Annotated in this window: 16 protein-coding genes; 8 read left to right on the top strand and 8 right to left on the bottom strand. The window is 71.1% G+C overall.

The window, feature by feature from the left end; all coding sequences use genetic code 11:
• Nucleotides 1-78 precede the first annotated feature (78 nt).
• Complete coding sequence (locus tag MJ607_RS16225; protein WP_243076642.1) at nucleotides 79-894, top strand: MBL fold metallo-hydrolase; 816 nt, start codon at nucleotides 79-81, stop codon at nucleotides 892-894.
• A gap of 31 nt (nucleotides 895-925) precedes the next feature.
• Here the strand turns inward: MJ607_RS16225 and MJ607_RS16220 are convergent, their stop codons facing one another.
• From MJ607_RS16220 to MJ607_RS16190, 7 genes are all read right to left on the bottom strand, one after another.
• Nucleotides 926-1438 (bottom strand): GNAT family N-acetyltransferase, encoded by a 513-nt coding sequence (locus MJ607_RS16220; protein ID WP_243076641.1) that lies wholly within the window; start codon nucleotides 1436-1438, stop codon nucleotides 926-928.
• Between the two features lie 85 nt (nucleotides 1439-1523).
• Nucleotides 1524-2522 (bottom strand): glycoside hydrolase family 43 protein, encoded by a 999-nt coding sequence (locus tag MJ607_RS16215; RefSeq protein ID WP_243076640.1) that lies wholly within the window; start codon nucleotides 2520-2522, stop codon nucleotides 1524-1526.
• Between the two features lie 46 nt (nucleotides 2523-2568).
• A complete protein-coding gene (locus MJ607_RS16210) occupies nucleotides 2569-3126 on the bottom strand; it encodes a pyridoxal 5'-phosphate synthase (RefSeq protein WP_243076639.1) in 558 nt (185 codons plus the stop codon).
• A 66-nt stretch (nucleotides 3127-3192) separates the two neighbouring features.
• The gene (locus MJ607_RS16205; protein ID WP_243076638.1) at nucleotides 3193-3495 is read right to left on the bottom strand and encodes a putative quinol monooxygenase; all 303 of its coding nucleotides are present in this window, start codon (nucleotides 3493-3495) and stop codon (nucleotides 3193-3195) included.
• An 80-nt stretch (nucleotides 3496-3575) separates the two neighbouring features.
• Complete coding sequence (locus MJ607_RS16200) at nucleotides 3576-4427, bottom strand: hypothetical protein (protein WP_243076637.1); 852 nt, start codon at nucleotides 4425-4427, stop codon at nucleotides 3576-3578.
• 77 nt (nucleotides 4428-4504) lie between these two features.
• Nucleotides 4505-6364 carry a hypothetical protein gene (locus tag MJ607_RS16195; RefSeq protein WP_243076636.1) on the bottom strand — a complete coding sequence of 620 codons (1860 nt, stop codon included), beginning with the start codon at nucleotides 6362-6364 and terminating at the stop codon, nucleotides 4505-4507.
• Nucleotides 6361-9390 carry a glycoside hydrolase family 38 C-terminal domain-containing protein gene (locus tag MJ607_RS16190; protein WP_243076635.1) on the bottom strand — a complete coding sequence of 1010 codons (3030 nt, stop codon included), beginning with the start codon at nucleotides 9388-9390 and terminating at the stop codon, nucleotides 6361-6363. Before MJ607_RS16190 ends, MJ607_RS16195 begins: the two co-directional genes overlap by 4 nt.
• A gap of 111 nt (nucleotides 9391-9501) precedes the next feature.
• Here MJ607_RS16190 and MJ607_RS16185 point away from each other — a divergent pair, with 111 nt between their 5' ends.
• The 3 genes from MJ607_RS16185 to MJ607_RS16175 are packed head-to-tail and all read left to right on the top strand — an operon-like array spanning nucleotide 9502 to nucleotide 13173.
• A complete protein-coding gene (locus MJ607_RS16185; RefSeq protein WP_243076634.1) occupies nucleotides 9502-11568 on the top strand; it encodes a DUF5054 domain-containing protein in 2067 nt (688 codons plus the stop codon).
• The gene (locus tag MJ607_RS16180; RefSeq protein WP_243076633.1) at nucleotides 11565-12728 is read left to right on the top strand and encodes a metallophosphoesterase; all 1164 of its coding nucleotides are present in this window, start codon (nucleotides 11565-11567) and stop codon (nucleotides 12726-12728) included. Before MJ607_RS16185 ends, MJ607_RS16180 begins: the two co-directional genes overlap by 4 nt.
• Before the next feature lie 40 nt (nucleotides 12729-12768).
• Nucleotides 12769-13173 carry a hypothetical protein gene (locus MJ607_RS16175; protein ID WP_243076632.1) on the top strand — a complete coding sequence of 135 codons (405 nt, stop codon included), beginning with the start codon at nucleotides 12769-12771 and terminating at the stop codon, nucleotides 13171-13173.
• A 52-nt stretch (nucleotides 13174-13225) separates the two neighbouring features.
• Here the strand turns inward: MJ607_RS16175 and MJ607_RS16170 are convergent, their stop codons facing one another.
• Complete coding sequence (locus MJ607_RS16170; RefSeq protein WP_243076631.1) at nucleotides 13226-14560, bottom strand: glycoside hydrolase family 27 protein; 1335 nt, start codon at nucleotides 14558-14560, stop codon at nucleotides 13226-13228.
• A gap of 326 nt (nucleotides 14561-14886) precedes the next feature.
• On the opposite strand from MJ607_RS16170, the gene MJ607_RS16165 reads away from it, so the two are divergent.
• The 4 genes from MJ607_RS16165 to MJ607_RS16150 all read left to right on the top strand — a co-directional run bounded on the left by MJ607_RS16165 (nucleotide 14887) and on the right by MJ607_RS16150 (nucleotide 17479).
• Nucleotides 14887-15303 carry a hypothetical protein gene (locus MJ607_RS16165; protein ID WP_243076630.1) on the top strand — a complete coding sequence of 139 codons (417 nt, stop codon included), beginning with the start codon at nucleotides 14887-14889 and terminating at the stop codon, nucleotides 15301-15303.
• 70 nt (nucleotides 15304-15373) lie between these two features.
• Nucleotides 15374-15835 (top strand): isoprenylcysteine carboxylmethyltransferase family protein, encoded by a 462-nt coding sequence (locus tag MJ607_RS16160; protein ID WP_243076629.1) that lies wholly within the window; start codon nucleotides 15374-15376, stop codon nucleotides 15833-15835.
• Between the two features lie 83 nt (nucleotides 15836-15918).
• Entirely contained in the window at nucleotides 15919-16644 is a 726-nt protein-coding gene (locus tag MJ607_RS16155) for a histidine phosphatase family protein (RefSeq protein ID WP_243076628.1), read from the top strand.
• Complete coding sequence (locus MJ607_RS16150) at nucleotides 16628-17479, top strand: ADP/ATP-dependent (S)-NAD(P)H-hydrate dehydratase (protein ID WP_243076627.1); 852 nt, start codon at nucleotides 16628-16630, stop codon at nucleotides 17477-17479. The genes MJ607_RS16155 and MJ607_RS16150 overlap by 17 nt, the downstream gene beginning before the upstream one ends.
• The last annotated feature ends 14 nt before the right edge of the window (nucleotides 17480-17493 follow it).

Below are 17493 nucleotides of genomic sequence, written 5' to 3'. Positions count from 1 at the left end.
CCGCTCGGCCGCAAGACTCTGCGGGCGGTGGTTGACTGGCGGTGCCGTGTCCGACCACCTTCCATGAGGAGAACGCCGATGGGCTTCGTCATCTGTGCGACCTGCGCGGTCGAGCACACCGAGCCCGTCGAGGTGTGCGCGATCTGCGCAGATGATCGCCAGTGGGTTCCGGCCGGCGGACAGGTGTGGACGAGCCTTCTCGAGATGACGGATGCCGGCTACCGGACTGAACTCGTCGAGCGGGAGCTCGATCTCTGGGCGTTGAAGAGCTCGCCCGGCGCGGGGATCGGGCAGCAGTCGAAGCTCGTGCGCACCGACGCGGGCTCCGTGCTCTTCGACCCGATCGGGTTCCTCGACGAGGCGGCCGTGCGCGGCATCCTGGAACTCGGACCCGTCGTCGCGATCGTCGCGAGCCATCCGCATATGTACGGCGTGCAGGTCGAGTGGAGCCGAGCGCTCGGGAATGTGCCGGTCCTCGTCGCCGAGCGGGATCAGCAATGGGTTGCGCGGCCCGATCCCGCCATCGAGCTGTGGTCAGGCGAGGTGGAGATCCTGCCCGGGGTCACGCTCACCCAACCTGGCGGTCACTTCCCGGGCAGCGCCGTGATCCACTGGGCGTCCGGCGCGGAGGGGAAGGGCGTCTTGCTCTCCAGCGACACGATCTTCGCCAACCCCGACCGCACCTCCGTCAGCTTCATGCGCAGCTACCCCAATCGGCTCCCGCTCTCGGCAGCCGTCGTGGACCGAATCGCCTCGCACGTCGAGCGCTTCGAGTTCGACCGGCTCTACGGCAACTTCGACAACGTCATCCCGACCAACGCCCGCGAGATCGTACGTCAGTCGGCCGACCGCCACGCCGCCTGGGCACGCGGCGACTACGACCACCTGACCTGACCCGCGAGCCTGCGAGAGGCGCGTCGGAGCCTCAGAACGGCTTCGCCGGATCGGCCTCCCGGATCATGCGGATCGACCGAACGCCTTCTTCAATCCTCACGGCCCCGTCCTGCACGAAGCCGTGCTTGCGGTAGAAGGCTTGCGCGCGCGGGTTGGGGTCGGCGACCCAGAGCTGGGCAGCGGCGGTCGGATCGATGACGGCATCCAGAAGCAGTGATCCCGCCCCGGAACCGTGGAATGCGGCATAGACATAGAGAAGGTAGAGCTGCCGCCGTTCGTCCGCGCCGTCGAGGGGCGGCCCGGACATGGCCACTCCGATGAGGGAACCCCGGTGCGAGGCCACACACGCAGTATTCGCGCTGTATCGCGGATCTGTGAGGGCAGCGTTCCAGAATTGCTCGCGGCGGGTGAGAAGGTCTGGGTGATCGAGCGTCGCGTCGCTCATCAGTCCGCGATACGTCTCCCGCCAGCAGTCGACGACAACCCTGGCCATGCCGCGTGCGTCCGCCGGCTCGGCGCCGCGGACGACCAGCTCGACACCCATGCCCAGACGCTACCCTGCCGAATCCCGGGATACGGGTGGCTCACGGGGCGCGAGCTGACGAAGAGGAGACGACGCCGCCCCGGGCCTAGGCGTAGAGGTCGGAGCGATCGGCGACCACGCGCAGACCGGCTGACTCGTCCTCGACGACCTCGAACAGTTCGGCCCGCACGCGCGGTGTGCCCATGCCGCGGTGCAGCACGAGCATGAGCGTTCCCTCGAACGTCGTGAAGAGCATGCCGTGCCCGGCGTTTCCGTCGACGAGCACGTCGAGCTGCTCCCACGGCCCCGCGAGCCCACCACTGCGCGAGATGGCCATCGTCTCGACGTACTCCGATGCTCCGCCGTCGCGCCGGTACGTCGCCCACAGCATGAGCAGCGCGCCATTGGCGAGCCGTCGCACCTGGGGACCGTCCGTGATGTAGGGCACGGGTGAGAGCGCACTCGGCGTGCGCTCACGAAGGAACGCCGCCTCCGACCCACGGAACAGGTGGATCGGGCTCCCGACGGCGCGGGCGAGCGCGGCATCCAATCGAATCGCCTCGATCGTGCCGTCCAGCAGCTGCACCCACTCGTGTGCGTAGACCATCCACGGGCTGCCCGACTCGTCGATGTACAGCGTGCCGTCGAGGGTCATGAACTCGGCCGGAGCGACCGGACCTGTCGGATCCAGCAGCTCGAACGGACCGAGCGGCGAGGTCGCGACGCCGACGACGGTGCCCCGCGCGACAGGCGAGTACACCCGGCCCTCGGGGTTCCGCGCGGACAGCTCTGTTCCGCCATCGGATACTGCAGGCAAGGCATGCGTGGAGTCGTGCAGCGTCGTGAAGAGGTAGAAGCGTCCCTCGTACTCGTGCACCTCGGGGGCCCACGGCGACTCGGACGGGTTCGCCCACGACCCCTCCGGAATCGCGAACACCGTCGTGGGACCGGCCCAGTGTCTCAGGTCCCCGCTGCGGTAGACCGTGACGACGGGAGCATCCGGCGACGACGTATAGAGGTAGTAGGTCTGATCCGCCTCGTTGGCGAGGATGAACGGATCATGCACCCAGAAATCCGCGAGGACGGATGTCTCATCAACGGTCACGCGCTGCTCCTGGTTCGGCGAATGGGGCGAATCGGTCCGGGCCCGACTATTGCTGCGAGCGTGTCCACGAGGCATCCGTCAGCTCGTAGATCACGCGGGTGTGGCGACGGTCGGGTGCGCCCTGCCAGAACTCGACGCGCTCCGGCACGATGCGCCACAGCACCCAGTCGCCTGCCGCGACTGTCTGCCGCGCCGACGACGAGCGCGCCGCGAGATCCGCCGCGCTGTCCTCGGGCGATGCCTCGCGCACGACTCCGCGCACGCGCACCGCCCGCACGACCGGCTGCCACCAGAAGTTGAGCGCGGCCACCGGGTGTGCGGCGAGCTGCGCGCCCTTCGCCGACGAGCGCGGCCCTGCCACTGCCCAACCGTCCGGGGAGATGTCCTTCAGGATGAGCGTGCGGGCATCGGGCATGCCGTCGACGTCCACGGTCGCGAGCGTCGCGGCGTGCGGCTCGGCGACACCCGCGGCGGCGGCCTGCCGGATCCACGTCACGAACAGCTCGTCGGGGTGGTCCGGCAGCGCCGACAGATCGAACGGCGGCGCCGACCCGGCCAGGGTGGGCTGAGCCCGCAGCCACTCCGTGATCATGCTCGTCGTCATAGCCACATCCTTCCGCACCGGGCTTCGCGGGGAGCGGCCGTTGCCCTGGCCCCGGCCCCGCCGAAATCAATCCCTCAGGGGCGAACCGGCGACGTCGAACCGGAAGCCGCCGAAGTCGCCGGACAGCAGGGGGCGGGCTTCTGCGATGGCGGCCTGCACCTCGGGCAGAGCGAGCGAAGCCCGGTGCGCGTCGGCGTCGCGCCACAGCTCGATCACGAACACCGTGTCGGGCTCGTCGTCGTTCGTGCCGACCTCGTACGCGAGGCAGCCGATTTCGGACAGCACGCTGCTTCGGCGAGTGAGGTGCGCGACGAGCGCATCGCGGGCTCCGGGGACGGTTCCGAGGGTGCCGATATTCGCGAAGACCATGTGAGGAAGGCTAACGAGCCGCGACGACATCGGTTCGGCTGCGGCATCCGTCCCCACCCTCTCGAGCGTCAGCCCGCGAGTCAGCCGGGAACCGCTCCGAAGGTGCCGCCGATGTAGGTCGTGCCGGTCTCGCCGAGGGATCCGAGGACGTACTCGAGGGGGAAGCCGTCGACGTCGGCCGTCGCGAGGCGGGGTGCGCGCAGTCGCAGGTCGAGCGCTTGCGCCTCTTCCGGGGAGAGCCTCGAGACGAACAGTCGCGGGTACTGCGGCCCCGAGGTGGGAGCTTCGAGCAGCACTTCCGCGGCGGGATGGTCGCGCGCGATGTCGATGATCTCGAGGATCCCGTCATCCGTCGTGCGAGCGGGCACGTGGACGATCCGCAGATGCTCGTCGAGGGACTGGAGCGTGTAGGTGCCGCCGTTCTCGAACAGCGGTGTCGCCGAGATCTCGGCGAACACGGTCTCGAACTGGTCGAGGGTCTCGACCGTGACGTAGGGCCAGCCGTCCGCCACCACGATGCCGGCCGCTCCGGGAACGGCGGCAGCGGCGAGTATGCCGGAGAGGGCCGCGTCGAACTGCGCGGACTCGCTCGGCTGGACGGTGGCCTCCCACGCGGACGGGGCGGCGACCTCCGGGTCGAGGGCGACAGCATCACGGGCGCTGCCCCGCAGCACGACGGTGCCGGGCTGCGTCGCCGTGGCGCTGTGAAGCTCGCGTGCGAACGCGGTGATCCGCTCGGACGGTGCGTCGCCGTCGATCACGACGACCGTCGAGCCGTCGCCGAGCCGGCACTCGACGACCAGGGCGTCCGCGCACAGCTCGTCCACCGACACTCCGGTCGCGTCTCCCGCGTCGGCTGCGCACGCGGACAGCAGCGCCGCCGCGACCGCGATGCTCGCCGCGAACGCGATCCGCCGTAACCGAATGCTCATCGGATCATCCAACCAGCCCGTCGGCGAACGAGCCGCCGTCGAGTCGCACGCGCGAGAGCGGGAAGAACTCCACGGGGTCAGTCCGCGACGGAGGGGACGAGGGTCACGGATGCCCCGGGGCCGAGGTGCAGCGGCGAGCCGTCGTACGCCTCGCCGTCGAGCAGCGCTGCGGAGGGGAAGAGCGCGCTCGCGTCGATGCGGAACGTCCGCGCGGCATCCGCGAGGTTCTCGATCGTGAGTCCCTCGGGGGCGAAGCGGTAGCGCACGCGATACGCGGACTGCCCGAGTACGACCTCGCCGTGCGCCTCGAGCCGCGGGGCGATGAGCAGATCCGCGTCGAGCGCAGGCCGCACGCCGAGGTAGTCCTGGAACAGCACCCACGAGTAGACGCAGGGGTACTCGTAGTAGTGCTCGGCGCCGTGCCAGTTCTTCCCGTCGAGGTAGTAGACGTGGCTCATGTCGTAGCGCTCGCCCATGATCCACGCGTCGCCGGCGCCCTCGCGCGCGACCCGCTCGAGCTGCTGCCGCAGCATCGCGCCGTCGCCGCGCGACGACCAGAACGCGGCATCCCAGCACCAATAGCGGCCTGCGGCGCACAGGTCGTATGGTCCCCCGTCGCCGATCTCGGCATCCGTGTAGTCCGCGATGCGCGCCGAAAGGAACGTCGGGAACCGCTGGAACTCGGGCAGCTCGCGCTCGACGAGGTCGAGCACAGCGCGCTCCTGCGCGGGGGTTGCGGCGCCGACGAGTACCGGCAGGATGTTCGCGAGCAGGTGGATGTGGTCGTGCACGCGCCCCGACCGGTCGACCCAGTCCACGAACCGGGAAGCCTCGGGGTCCCACCAGCCGGCGGGCAGCGACTGCGCGAGCGATGCTGCGAGACCGTCGCGCACGCCTCGGTACCGCGACGCTTCCTCGGAGCGGTCGAGCAGGTCTTCGAGCTGCCCGAGCAGGTCGAACGAGCGCACCGCGAGGGCCTGCGCCATCGTCTCGCGACCGTCCTTGATGACCTGGTCCTCGTAGTAGACGTCGCCCCACAGCCGCCCGAGGGCGTCGATGTGCTGCTCGATGCCGTACGCGGCGCCCTCGATGTCGGCGATGCTCCGCGTCAGCCATGCGACATCCTTCGTGCGCGCGACGTAGAGCCAGATCGACTCGAGCACCTCGACGTTGCCCGTCACGAGGAACATGACGGCGTTCTCGGTGCCGTCCATGCTGCCCCGCCGCACGTGGTACTCGCGGTCGCCGTTCGGCTGCACGGCGCACGGGTCGCGCCACAGTCCCGTCGGGTCCTCGCGCATGAGCCGCAGCTGCAGCTCGATCATGCGCCGCACGACGTCGAGGTCGAGGTCGCTGCCCCACGCGATGCGCCCCTTGATCTGGAACTCGTGGTCGACGTCGGGGTAGGTCCCGGCGTACATGCCCTTCATCGTGCTGCGGACGTAGCCGATCGCGTCGGGGTAGTCGGCGCCCGTCGTCCGCTCGATGATCGAGGGCAGCATCGTGCCCCAGTAGAAGCCCGCGGCGGCGTCGGCGAGCAGCTCCCCGCCCGGCAGATCGAGCGCGAACCGGCCGCCCGTGACGTCGGCGTGCGGCCTGGCGCGATGCCGGGTCAGTCGAGCGGATGCCGCTCCCACCGTGACGCGCCACCCCGCGTCGTCGGGCTCGGCGATGATCGCGCCGTCGGCCTCGATGAGCCACGAGGGCTCGCCCCCGAGTGCGTCGACGGGGAGCGCCCAGCACACGCGGGAACCGACGAGGGTGCGGCCCGTCGCATCGCTCGGCAGGACGAAGAGCTCGTCCGTCCCGTCGAGCACAAAGGCGGATCCCGGGGGGAGGCGCAGCTCGATCCGCAGGCCGCCGATGGGGGCTGAGAGCTCCCACGTGTCGTCGCCCAGCGGCATCGCGATGCCGTTCGACGGGGGCAGGGTGGTCACGACTGCGCGCGCCGGACGCGGAGCGTCACGAGCTGGAAGGGCCGCAGTGCGAGCGAGACCGAGCGCCCGTTGCGCACGAATCCGGCGGGAACATCGATCTCGCGCTCGAGGAGGTCGGTCGGGGCGATGCTCTCGACGTCGAAGTCGAACGTCGCGGTCGCGGAGGCGCGGCCTCCTTCGGACTCGTAGAGGCGCACGACGACATCGCCGCTGCGGTCCTCCGCGAGCTTGACCGCCGCGACGAGCACCGCCGGGTGGTCGACCCGCACGAGCGGCTCGATGGGGCCGGGCGCCGCGCGCTCCGCGAGGTTGCGTCGGTAGCCGTCGCGGATCGCGGCGCGCACGTCGGCGCCGACGCGCACCGCGAGACCGATCGTGTGGCGGCCCTCGTCGGCGACCGGGTCGGGGAAGGTCGGCCCGCGCAGCAGCGACACTCGTGCCGTCGTCGTGGTGCCGCCGTCGGCGCGCGTCGTGCGCTGCGCGTCGTAGCCGTAGCTGGACTCGTTCGCGATCGCGACGCCGAACCCGGGCTCGGCGACGTGCACCCAGCGGTGCGCGCACAGCTCGAAGCGCGCCGCGTCCCACGACGTGTTGCTGTGCGTCGGGCGCTGCACGTGGCCGAACTGGGTCTCGGCCGCGACGCGATCGGCGTGGACGTCGAGCGGGAAGGCGAGCTTGAGCATCTTGCGGCGCTCGTGCCAGTCGATGTCGTTGTCGATCCAGAGCGTCGCGTCGCCCGCGCGCAGCGTGAGCACCTGGCTCACGTGCGACGTGCCGAACGATCGCGTGATCGTGAGGGACGCGGCATCCGGACCCTCGATCGCCGTGATCTCGTCGACCCCCGTCTCGTCGCTCACGACACGGAAGTAGTGGTCGTCGACGTCCCACGCGTCCCACTGGTTGGGCAGGTCGCGGTGCAGCTGCAGCAGGTTGCCCGCGGCGCCCGGCGCAATCGCCTCGCGTCCCGTCGCGAGGTCGACGAGCGACACGATGAGGCCGCGGTCGTCGACCATGACCCGCACGAGACCGTTGTCGAGCACGTGGCCCTCGGCTGTCTGCGCGACAGTCGCGCTGCCGCCGTGCGGCGCGCGCGGTGCGGCGGCGAGCGCGGGCACACCGTCGCGCGCGAAGGGCGCCGCGTTCGCGACGTACTCGCCGCCGTCGCCCGCGTCGAAGTGCGCGAGCGCGTCTGCGATGAGCGCGTCGAGCTCGGCAGCGAGCTCGCGGTTGTTCTGCTCCACCTCGCGGTGCACCCACGCGATCGACGTGCCGGGGAGGATGTCGTGGAACTGCTGCAGCAGCACGAGCTGCCAGATGCGCTCGAGGTCGTCGTACGGATAGTCCGCGCCCGTGCGAACGGCAGCTGTCGCGGCCCACAGCTCGGCCTCGCGCAGCCAGTGCTCGTTGCGCCGGTTGCCCTGCTTCGTGAGGTGCTGCGTCGTGTAGCTCGCGCGGTGCAGCTCGAGGTACAGCTCGCCGCTCCACACGGGCGGCTCGGCCATCTCGGCCCCGGCGCGCTCGAAGAAGTGCGCAGGCGTGTCGATCTCGACCGTCGGGGAGCCTTCGAGCGAACGGGTGCGCCGGACGGCCGCCATCATCTCGCGCGTGGGTCCGCCGCCCCCGTCGCCGAAGCCGAACGGCAGCAGCGAGACGGAGCCGTCGCGGTGATCGTGGAAGGTGCGCTCGGCGCGGGCGAGGTCGGCGCCCGACACTTCGCCGACGTACGTGTCGGCGGGCGGGAAGTGCGTCAGCACGCGCGTGCCGTCGATGCCCTCCCACAGGAACGTGTGGTGCGGGAAGGTGTTGGTCTGATTCCACGAGATCTTCTGGGTCAGGAACCACTCGGTGCCCGACGCCTTGATGATCTGCGGCGTCGCCCCGGAATAGCCGAACGTGTCGGGGATCCACGCCTCGCGCGTGTCGACGCCGAACTCCTCGAGGAAGAAGCGCTTGCCTGCGACGAACTGCCGCGCCATCGCCTCGGCGCCCGGCAGGTTCATGTCGGGCTCGACCCACATGCCGCCGACGGGCACGAACTGGCCGTTCGCGACCTTCTCCTTGATGCGGGCGAAGATCTCGGGGTAGCCGTCCTTCATCCACTTGAGCTGCTGCGCCGACGAGCACGCGAAGCGGAACTCGGGGTCGGCGTCCATGAGTGCGATGACGCTCGAGAAGGTGCGCGCGCACTTGCGGATCGTCTCGCGGATGGGCCACAGCCATGCCGAGTCGATGTGCGCGTGGCCGATCGCGACGACGCTGTGGCTGCTCGCGTTCGCGGGTGACGCGAGGACCGGCGCGAGCACGTCGCGTCCGTCCTGCGCCGTGCCCGCGACATCCACCGGGTCGACCGTGTCGACGAGGCGCTCGAGCCCGCCGAGGATGCGGTGGCGGCGCGGGGAGCCGACGGGCAGTTCCTTCATGAGGCCCTGCAGGGTCCAGACATCCTGGATCAGCTCCCAGACAGTGAGGTCCATGAGCGCCGCATCGCACTGCTGCAGGACGTAGAGCAGGTCGTCGCCCGCGGTGTGCTTCTCGCCGAGCGGCGTCGCCTTCCACGTCCAGTCGCCCGCGATGTTCGGGTTGGCGGCGCCCTCGATGAAGAGGTCGACGAGACCGTCACCGCTCTGCGGCACGGGCACGTAGCTGCTGCGCGGGTTGATCGACTTGACCGTCGAGCCGTCCGGGCGAAAGGCGAGGCCCTCGACCTGGAAGCCAGGGCGGTCGTGTGTGAAGCCCAGGTCGATGACGAGCTCGACGCGCGTCGCGGCGCCGTCGCCGCGCAGCCACTCCTGCGGCACCTGCCCGGTCACGTGGAACCACGAGGTCGACCACGCCTTGCCCCACGTGTGCGGCACCTGGATCGGACGGTAGTCCTGGCCCGTCGCGTGGGCGAAGGGGAGCGGCTCATCGAGGTCGTCCCAGACGCCGATCGAGAGCGGGATCGTCTCGATGTACAGCGCTGGAAGGAGGATGTCGCGGACGAATCGATCGATCCGTCCCTCGGTGATCTCGCGGTTATCGTGCATCGTTGCTCCGAATTAGGGTGAGGGTCGATAAAAGTATGCGGGCAGGCGCTGGAAATCCCTAGAATCGGTTCCGCCGCGGGGGCGCCCGCATCGTCGACGAGGGAGTCGCGCATGGTTTCAACGGTCCACGTCGTCTTCAAGACCCACCTCGACATCGGGTTCACCGACACGGCCGCGAACGTCACGGCGCGCTACGTGCACGAGTTCCTGCCCGCGGCGATCGCGCTCGCGGAAGAGCTCGAGCGGCGTGGTGGCGCGGCGCGCTTCGTCTGGACGACGGGCTCGTGGCTCATCCACGAGGCGCTCCGCCTCGGCGGCCCCGACGAGCGCGCGCCGCTCGAGCGGGCGATCGCGGCGGGGCACGTGCGCTGGCACGCGCTGCCCATGACGACGCACAGCGAGCTCATGGACGCGGGTCTCTTCCGGCACGGCATCGCGATCGGCCGGGCGCTCGACGAGCGGTTCGGGCTGCGGACGGCCGCGGCGAAGATGACGGATGTCCCGGGCCACACGATCGGGATCGTGCCGCTGCTCGCGGAGGCGGGCATCGAGTACCTGCACCTCGGCGTCAACGCGGGTTCGGCCGTGCCCGACGTGCCGGAGTTCTTCGTCTGGCGTGCGCCGGACGGGAGCGAGGTCGTCGTCAACTACGCCGGCAGCTACGGAGCGACCGAGCTCGGCCTCGCGATCGTGCCCGGCGGGGACTCGGCGCTGCACCTGGCGCACACGGGCGACAACCACGGACCGCCCGCCGCCGACGAGATCGAAGCCCTCTTCTCGCGGCTGCAGGCGGCGTATCCGGGGGCGCGGATCATCGCGTCGACGCTCGATGCCTTCGGTGCGGACGTGCTCGCGGCGCGCGAGCGCCTGCCGATCGTCGAGGACGAGATCGGGGACACGTGGATCCACGGCGTCGCGAGCGACCCCGTGCTGACGGCGCGGCTGCGCGCGCTCCTGCGCCTGCGCACGACGTGGCTCGAGGATGGCCGGCTCGTCGCCGGGACGCCGGAGTGCGACGGGTTCAGCGACGCGCTCCTGCTCGTCGCCGAGCACACGTGGGGCATGGACCTGAAGACGTACCTGCCCGACTACGTCAACTACGAGAAGGCCGGCTTCCAGGGGGCTCGCGCGGCCGACCGCATCGACCTCGCCGCGAACCCCGACGCGTTCGACGAGTACCTGTGGGCGCCGCTCGAGCGGCCCAACCCGCAGGACCTCTCGTACTCGGCGTTCGAGGCGTCGTGGGCCGAGCAGCGCGCGTACCTCGACCGCGCGCTCGCGGCGCTGTCGCCCGAGCGCCGCGCCGAAGCGGTCGCCGCGATCGACGAGACCCGGCCGGCCCGGCCGGATGAGACGACGGATGCCGCATTCGAGCTCGATCTCGGCGAGACCCACGCGCTCGGAGCGTTCACCGTGCGCTTCGGCGCCGACGGGGCGCTCGTCGGGCTCGTCGACGCCGACGGTGTCGAGTGGGCGGGGGAGCGGCATCCACTCGCCGCATATCGGTACCAGACGTTCGACGAGCGCGACGAGGCGCGGTGGATGCGCGAGTACTGCCGCGACCTCGACGAGAACGCGTTCTGGGCGGTGCCGGATCAGTCCAAGCCCGGGCTGGCCGTCGCCGACCGGCTGCCGGCGACGATCTTCGCACCGCGCGTCGTGTCGGCCCACCGGATCGACGGCGCCTCCGTCGTCCTGCGGCTCGCCCTGCCCGACGAGGCGTCCGAGGCGTGGGGCGCGCCGCGCGACATCGTGCTGACCTACCGGTTTCCGACCGGGGCGGGAGACATCGCGGTGACCCTCGACCTCGTGGGCAAGGACGCGTCGCGGCTGCCCGAGGCGGCGTGGCTCGGCTTCCGGCCGCGCACCGCGGCGGGGGAGTGGCGCCTCGGGAAGCTCGGCACCGCCGTCGACCCTCGGGCTGTCGTGCGCAACGGCGCGCGCAGCCTGCACGCCGTGAGCGAGGTCGTGCACGAGGGCTCGCGGCGGCTCGCGCTGCGCCCGCTCGACGCGGCGCTCGTCGCGGTCGGCGAGCCCGCGCTGCTGCGCTTCGGCAATGCCGTGGCCGATCCCGACGAAGGCTTCCACTTCACCCTGCACAACAACGTGTGGGGCACGAACTTCCGGATGTGGCTCGAGGACGACACCCGCTTCCGCTTCCTGATCGAGTTCGTGTGAGCGCCCCGCTCGTCACGAGCCCGCCGGTCGTCATGGCGCCGCGCGCCGACGGCTTCGAGGTCGTGTGGGGAGTGAGCCGGCTCAGCCGCGGATGGCTCGAGTGGCGGGCCGCAGACGGGGCGTCGGGGCGGTTCACCGCCGACCCCTTCGGGCTCGTGCCGCAGGGTGACAGCGTCCTTCGGGTCCGCGCGGCGGGGCTCGCACCCGGCACGACGCTGCGGGTGCGTGCCGTGACCGAGGCCGTCTATGCGCCGCGCGAGCGCAATGCGAGCGCGTGGAAGGCGGTGCGCACGCTGGATGCGGCATCCGAGACGGCGCACTTCGCCGTCTGGAACGACACCCACGAGCGCGACGACACCGTGCGCGCCCTGCACGCGGCGACCCCCGCCGTCGACGTGCTCATCTGGAACGGCGACCTCTGCAACGACTGGCACGATCCGTCGGCCTTCCTCTCGACGGTGCTCAACCCGGCCGGGCTCGACATCAGCGCGGGCCGGCCGCTCGCGCTCGTGATGGGCAACCACGACGTGCGCGGCCCGTGGGCGCACCGGCTCACGGACTATGTCGCGACACCCGAGGGGCGGCCGTTCACGGCATTCCGCATCGGGCCCGTCGCGTGCGTCGTCCTGCACACCGGCGAAGACAAGCCCGACGACCACCCGACCTTCGCGGGGCGGGTCGCCTTCGAGCCACTCCGCGCCGAGCAGGCCGCGTGGCTGCGCAACGTCACGGCGCAGCCCGCCTTCCGCGACGCGCCGTACCGCATCGTGTTCTGCCACATCCCGCTGCGGTGGATCGACGAGCCCCCGGTCGACTACGACGCGGGCGGCTACGACCAGGTCAGCCTCGTGAGCCGCGCCGCGTGGCACGAGGCGCTCGCCGTGTGGGGCGCGCAGGTGATCGTGTCGGGGCACACGCACGAGCCGGTGTGGCTCGCCCCGACAGCGGACCTTCCGTACGGCCAGCTCGTGTCGGGAGGACCCGAGACAGATGCCGCCGCCGACGAAGCCGCGGCCTGGATCGAGGGCGCGGCCTCACCGGACGAGCTCGTGCTCACGATGCGCGACCTCGCAGGTGCCGTCCTGCACGAGGTGCGGATAACGCCCGCGGACAGCGAGGGGGTGAACCTTTCGGCTCGTCCCCTCGTGTCCCAGGAGTAGAGCTTCGCGGGTGAGGCTCACCGATCGGGAGGAGACGTCCATGGCCGAACGAACCCGAGGCGCCGCGCGGATCTGGAGCATCCTCAGCGCCGTCTTCCTGCTCATCACGGGCGGGATACACCTCTACCTCGTCTTCACGGGCACCGGCGGCATCCTGGGCATCATGTTCGTCCTCAACGGCATCGCGGGGATCGTCCTCGCCGTCGCGATGGTCGTGCTGCGAGGACGGATGCTGCAGCTCGCGACAGTCCTGAGCCTGCTGTTCCTCGTCGCGACGCTGTTCGCGCTCATCCTCGCCCTGACGGTGAGCCTGTTCGGCATCACCGAGACGTGGGATCGTCCGCTCGTGCCGCAGACCGTCGTCATCGAGTCGATCGGCATCATCGTGCTCGCGATCACGACAGCCGTCGTGCTGCGCGCGCCGGTCGAGTCCCGCGCGACGTAGACGCCAGGCGGCGGGGTCCCGCTCGGCGGAGCGAGCAGGCGACGGATGCCGCCTACGAGACCGGCTCGAAGCGCAGCAGTGCCGCGCCGTGCCCCGCGAGCTCGAGGTCGAGCGCGACGCTTCCGGGCGCGACGCCGCGCGCCTCGTCGCTCTGCACCGCGACGGCGCGGGTCGCGACATCCCGGCCCGTCCACAGGTCGGTGACGCGGCCGGCGAGCACGCCGCCGGGCGTCACGGGCAGTCCGATGTTCTGTGCGTCGAGGGCGATCTCGCGCGTCGCGTCGTCGAGGTTGAACGCCGCGACCCAGCGCGTGCCGTCGGGGGCCGTCGCCTCCCACAGCACGAGTCCGCCCTCGCGGAAGAGCTCGCGCGACGACGTCGCCGCCCTGTGCACTTCGAGCACGGCGGGGTTCGTGAACAGGGCGATGACGGCGGGGTCGGTCTCGGGCAGATGCCCGCCGATCATGAGCGGCGACCGCGCGATGATCCAGAGGGTCAGGAGGGTCACGCGCTCGGCAGGGGTGAGCGCGTCGTCGCGCGGCTCGCCGCGCTCGGCCCGCAGCCCGAGTCGGCCGAGCGGCAGCATGTCGCCGTCGGGCCAGCCGTGCGGGCCCGCGAAGGGCGCCCAGCGCGCGAACCGCGCGAAGTTCGCCTCGACGTCGTCCCAGTTGTCCCAGAGGTCGTCGCAGATGCGCCACATCGTCGCGTGGTCGCGCAGATGCTCGAGGCGCGCGAGCGAGAGGTCGCGCCCGGGCGAGAGGCTCAGCGCGATGTCACGACCCGTCGCGGCGATCGCCCGGTCGTACGCCTCGATGTCGCGAGCCTGGTACGGCCAGAGCATGTCGTCGGCCTTGATGAAATCGACGCCCCACTCGGCGTAGAGGGCGAGGGTCGAGTCGTAGTACGCCTGCGCGGCGGGGTGATCGTGGTCGAGCCCGAACATGTCGGGGTTCCACTCGCACACGTTGGCGCGGTCGGCGACGTCGGCGGCCGTCGTCGTGGTGCCGAGCACGGGCAGTGCGAGGTCGACGGCACGGCGCGGGATGCCGCGCATGACGTGGATGCCGAACTTCAGGCCGAGCCCGTGGATTCGCTCCGCGAGCGGCGCGAAGCCGAGTCCGTCGCGCGAGCTCGGGAAGCGGATCGGGTCGGGCACGAGCCGGCCGTGCGCGTCGATCTCGAGGGGTGCATCCTCGTTGTATCCGTGGGATCGGGCCGAGGGATCCGACCAGTCGATGTCGATGACGACGGTGTCCCAGCCGAAGTCGCGCAGGTGCGCCGCCATGAATTCCGCATTGGCCAGCACCTCGGCCTCGGTGACCGTCGTGCCGAAGCAGTCCCAGCTGTTCCAGCCCATCGGCGGCCGGTCGGCGGATCTCGTGGACATGCATCGTCTCCCAACGGTGGATGAGCGGTCCTCCAGTATCGGGGCTCGTCCCTCTTCCCTCGCGCCGACATGAACCTTTTCCCGGTTCGCGGACATCAATAGGTGTGAGCGATGCAGCGGAGAGGTCTCGAGTGACGCGGAGAGCGGCTCTGCGACAGGTCGTGACGGTACTGCTGTCCGTCGTCCTCCTCGCGGGGTGCAGCGCCCCACCGCCGCAGCCCGGCGCAGCGCCGACCGCATCGGTCCCGTCGGCGGACACGGACCCGTCCCCCTCGGTGCCCGCGGCCCCGGTCCCTCTGCCCACTCCGCCCGCGGGCACCGTCCCCATGCCCGCTCCGCCCGAGGACTGGTCCGAGTTCATCACGTTCGACCTCGACCGATACGACCTCGCGCCGAAGTCGCAGGCACTCGAGCTGGTCGTGGAGTGGGCCCAGCGGTACTGCGAGAAGGTCGGGCTGTCGCACTGCGCCGGCATTCCCGATCGCGCGGTGCCCCTCTGTATCGAGAAGTGGGACTGCCACCCGGCCGTGCTCGTGCCGTTCGAGGAGGGCACCGCCGCCTTCCTGTCCGGCGGGGTCATCCCGCAGCCACAGGTCGTCGCGGTCTGGCGCGCCGAGACGGACCCCGACCTCATTCCCTACGGCGGCGCGCGCCGGCTCCTCGAGGCGTACCTCCTGACCGCGCTGGTGTGTCCCGACAACGGCGGTTCGGATCCGAGAGGCGTGACCTGCCCGTCCATGTGACCATCGCATCCCGCACCGAGGGCCCGGCCGCGGACCGCTCGCCGCCCCGGTGCGGGGCTACACTGCCCGCATGGCCGACGCCCCGGCGTACCGCATCTGGCCGCCCGTCGCACTGGGCGTGCCGCTCATCGCGGGGCTCGCCATCACGGCGAGCGCGGGCGACCCGATCGCGCTGCCCGAGACGATCTCTCGGACGGTCGGGGTCTTCCTCCTCGTCGCGTTCGCGCTCTGGAACGGCTGGGCGCTGTGGCTCATGGCGCGGCATGACACGGCGCTGCTGCCCGGCGGCTCGACGAGCAAGATCCTCGACCGCGGGCCGTTTCGCGTGAGCCGCAACCCCCTGTACCTCGGCCTCATCGCGCTCGATGTCGGCATCGCGCTGCTGTGGCCGTCATTCTGGGCGCTCGCTCTCGTGCCTATCGGCGTCGTCGCCCTGTGGTGGGGCGCGATCGCCCCCGAGGAGCGCTACCTGAGCGCGAAGTTCGGACCCGAGTACGACGACTATCGCGCCCGCGTGCGGCGGTGGCTGTAGCCGCACGGCCGGATGCAGATCGGACGGGCCGAGCGCTTGTCAAGCCGTTCCCGCGGACGGACTCTCGCTCGTAGCGTGAACGGATGGCGGTGACGGAACTGTGGCTCGTGAGACACGGCGAGAGCGTCGCGAATGTGGCGGCGAGTCGAGCCGAGCTCGAGGGAGTGGACAGCATCCCGATCGACATCCGCGACGCCGACGTGCCGCTCTCCGACACGGGATGCGAGCAGGCTGAAGCGCTCGGCAGCTGGTGGGCCTCGAGCAGCGCGTCGATCGACGTCTGCTGGGTCTCGCCCTACCGGCGCGCGCGAGAGACGCTCTCGATCGCGCAGGGCGAGGCCGCCGGCGATGCCCCGGTCGTGATCGACGAGCGGCTGCGCGACCGCGAACTCGGCATCCTCGACCTGCTCACCCGCACCGGCGTCGCGCGCCTGCACCCGGAAGAGGCCGAGCGCCGGCGCCATCTCGGCAAGTTCTACCATCGCCCGCCGGGCGGGGAGTCGTGGGCGGATGTCGCGCTGCGACTGCGCTCGTTCCTGCGCGATGAGCTGCCGAACGGGCACCGCGGCGCGCTGATCGTCGCGCACGACGCCGTCGTGATGCTCCTTCTCTATCTGCTGCTGCCGCTCGACGAGGCGCAGCTGCTCGACTTCGCCGCGGATCACACCGTCCTCAACGCGTCGGTCACGCATCTCGTGCGCGGGGAGTCGGGGTGGGACCTCGTCGCCTTCTCGGACGTCGCCCACCTGCAGGTCGAGGGCGCGCCCGTCACGGTGCACCCGGGGAGCCCCGATGTCGAACCCGAGTGAGGTCACGGTCACGCCGGCTCTTCTGCGCGAGTGGGGGCTGCCCGACCCGGGGGAGTCGAAGAAGTCGCGCGGCGAGATCGTCGTCGTCGGCGGATCGCGGCGCTCGCCGGGTGCTGTGTTCCTCGCGGGCGAAGCGGCGCTGCGCGTCGGCGCAGGCCGGCTCGCCGTCATCGTGCCGGCCTCGATCGAGGGCCAGCTGGGCGTCGTCATGCCGGAAGCCGCCGTCTACTCCCTCCCGGAGGATGCAGACGCCCCGCTGGAGGATGGGCCACGCGGGGCTATCGAGTCCGCGGACGCCGTGCTCGTCGGTCCCGGCTTCGACGACTCGGATGAGACCCTCGCGACGCTGCTCACGATCGCGCGCACGGGCGTGCGCCGGCTGATCCTCGACGCCTTCGCCCTCGGCATCCTTCCCCGCGTCGACCGGAGCCTGCTCCCCGCCGAGCTCGTGCTCAATCCGAATCGGGAAGAAGCGGCGATCCTGCTCGACCGTGATCCTGCGGATGCCGAACCCGACCTCTCCGAGATCGCGCGCCGCTACGACGCCGTCGTCAACTGCTACGGCCGCATCGTGACGCCGGCGGGTGAGCGATGGCGCATCCAGGCCGGTGGCGCCGGCCTCGGAACCTCGGGGAGCGGCGATGTGCTCGCGGGCGCCATCACGGGGTTCTCCGCTCGCGGGGTCGCGCCGGCGCGGGCCGCCGTGTGGGGCAGTTGGGCGCACGCCCGCGCCGGCGACCGGCTCACGGAGCAAGTCGGGATGGGGTTCCTTGCGCGCGACATCCCGTCCGAGATGACGCGCGCGATCGCCGAGATCACGAGCGCTCGGGGGTGACGTCGCGGTGCGAG

Origin of the sequence: Microbacterium sp. SS28 (genome assembly GCF_022761035.1) — a bacterium.
Lineage (GTDB): Bacteria > Actinomycetota > Actinomycetes > Actinomycetales > Microbacteriaceae > Microbacterium.
The sequence above is the reverse complement of the archived record's forward strand: the minus strand, read 5'-3'. Positions and strand labels throughout refer to the sequence as shown.

What these genes read in the sequence shown, in the direction of transcription:
- MJ607_RS16170 (WP_243076631.1), bottom strand. Translation starts at nt 14,560, where the DNA reads ATGTCCACGAGATCCGCCGACCGGCCGCCGATGGGCTGGAACAGCTGG.
- MJ607_RS16165 (WP_243076630.1), top strand. Translation starts at nt 14,887, where the DNA reads ATGCCCGCTCCGCCCGAGGACTGGTCCGAGTTCATCACGTTCGACCTC.
- MJ607_RS16220 (WP_243076641.1), bottom strand. Translation starts at nt 1,438, where the DNA reads ATGGGTGTCGAGCTGGTCGTCCGCGGCGCCGAGCCGGCGGACGCACGC.
- MJ607_RS16185 (WP_243076634.1), top strand. Translation starts at nt 9,502, where the DNA reads ATGGTTTCAACGGTCCACGTCGTCTTCAAGACCCACCTCGACATCGGG.
- MJ607_RS16190 (WP_243076635.1), bottom strand. Translation starts at nt 9,390, where the DNA reads ATGCACGATAACCGCGAGATCACCGAGGGACGGATCGATCGATTCGTC.
- MJ607_RS16175 (WP_243076632.1), top strand. Translation starts at nt 12,769, where the DNA reads ATGGCCGAACGAACCCGAGGCGCCGCGCGGATCTGGAGCATCCTCAGC.
- MJ607_RS16150 (WP_243076627.1), top strand. Translation starts at nt 16,628, where the DNA reads ATGTCGAACCCGAGTGAGGTCACGGTCACGCCGGCTCTTCTGCGCGAG.
- MJ607_RS16210 (WP_243076639.1), bottom strand. Translation starts at nt 3,126, where the DNA reads ATGACGACGAGCATGATCACGGAGTGGCTGCGGGCTCAGCCCACCCTG.
- MJ607_RS16155 (WP_243076628.1), top strand. Translation starts at nt 15,919, where the DNA reads ATGGCGGTGACGGAACTGTGGCTCGTGAGACACGGCGAGAGCGTCGCG.
- MJ607_RS16200 (WP_243076637.1), bottom strand. Translation starts at nt 4,427, where the DNA reads ATGAGCATTCGGTTACGGCGGATCGCGTTCGCGGCGAGCATCGCGGTC.
- MJ607_RS16160 (WP_243076629.1), top strand. Translation starts at nt 15,374, where the DNA reads ATGGCCGACGCCCCGGCGTACCGCATCTGGCCGCCCGTCGCACTGGGC.
- MJ607_RS16205 (WP_243076638.1), bottom strand. Translation starts at nt 3,495, where the DNA reads ATGGTCTTCGCGAATATCGGCACCCTCGGAACCGTCCCCGGAGCCCGC.
- MJ607_RS16225 (WP_243076642.1), top strand. Translation starts at nt 79, where the DNA reads ATGGGCTTCGTCATCTGTGCGACCTGCGCGGTCGAGCACACCGAGCCC.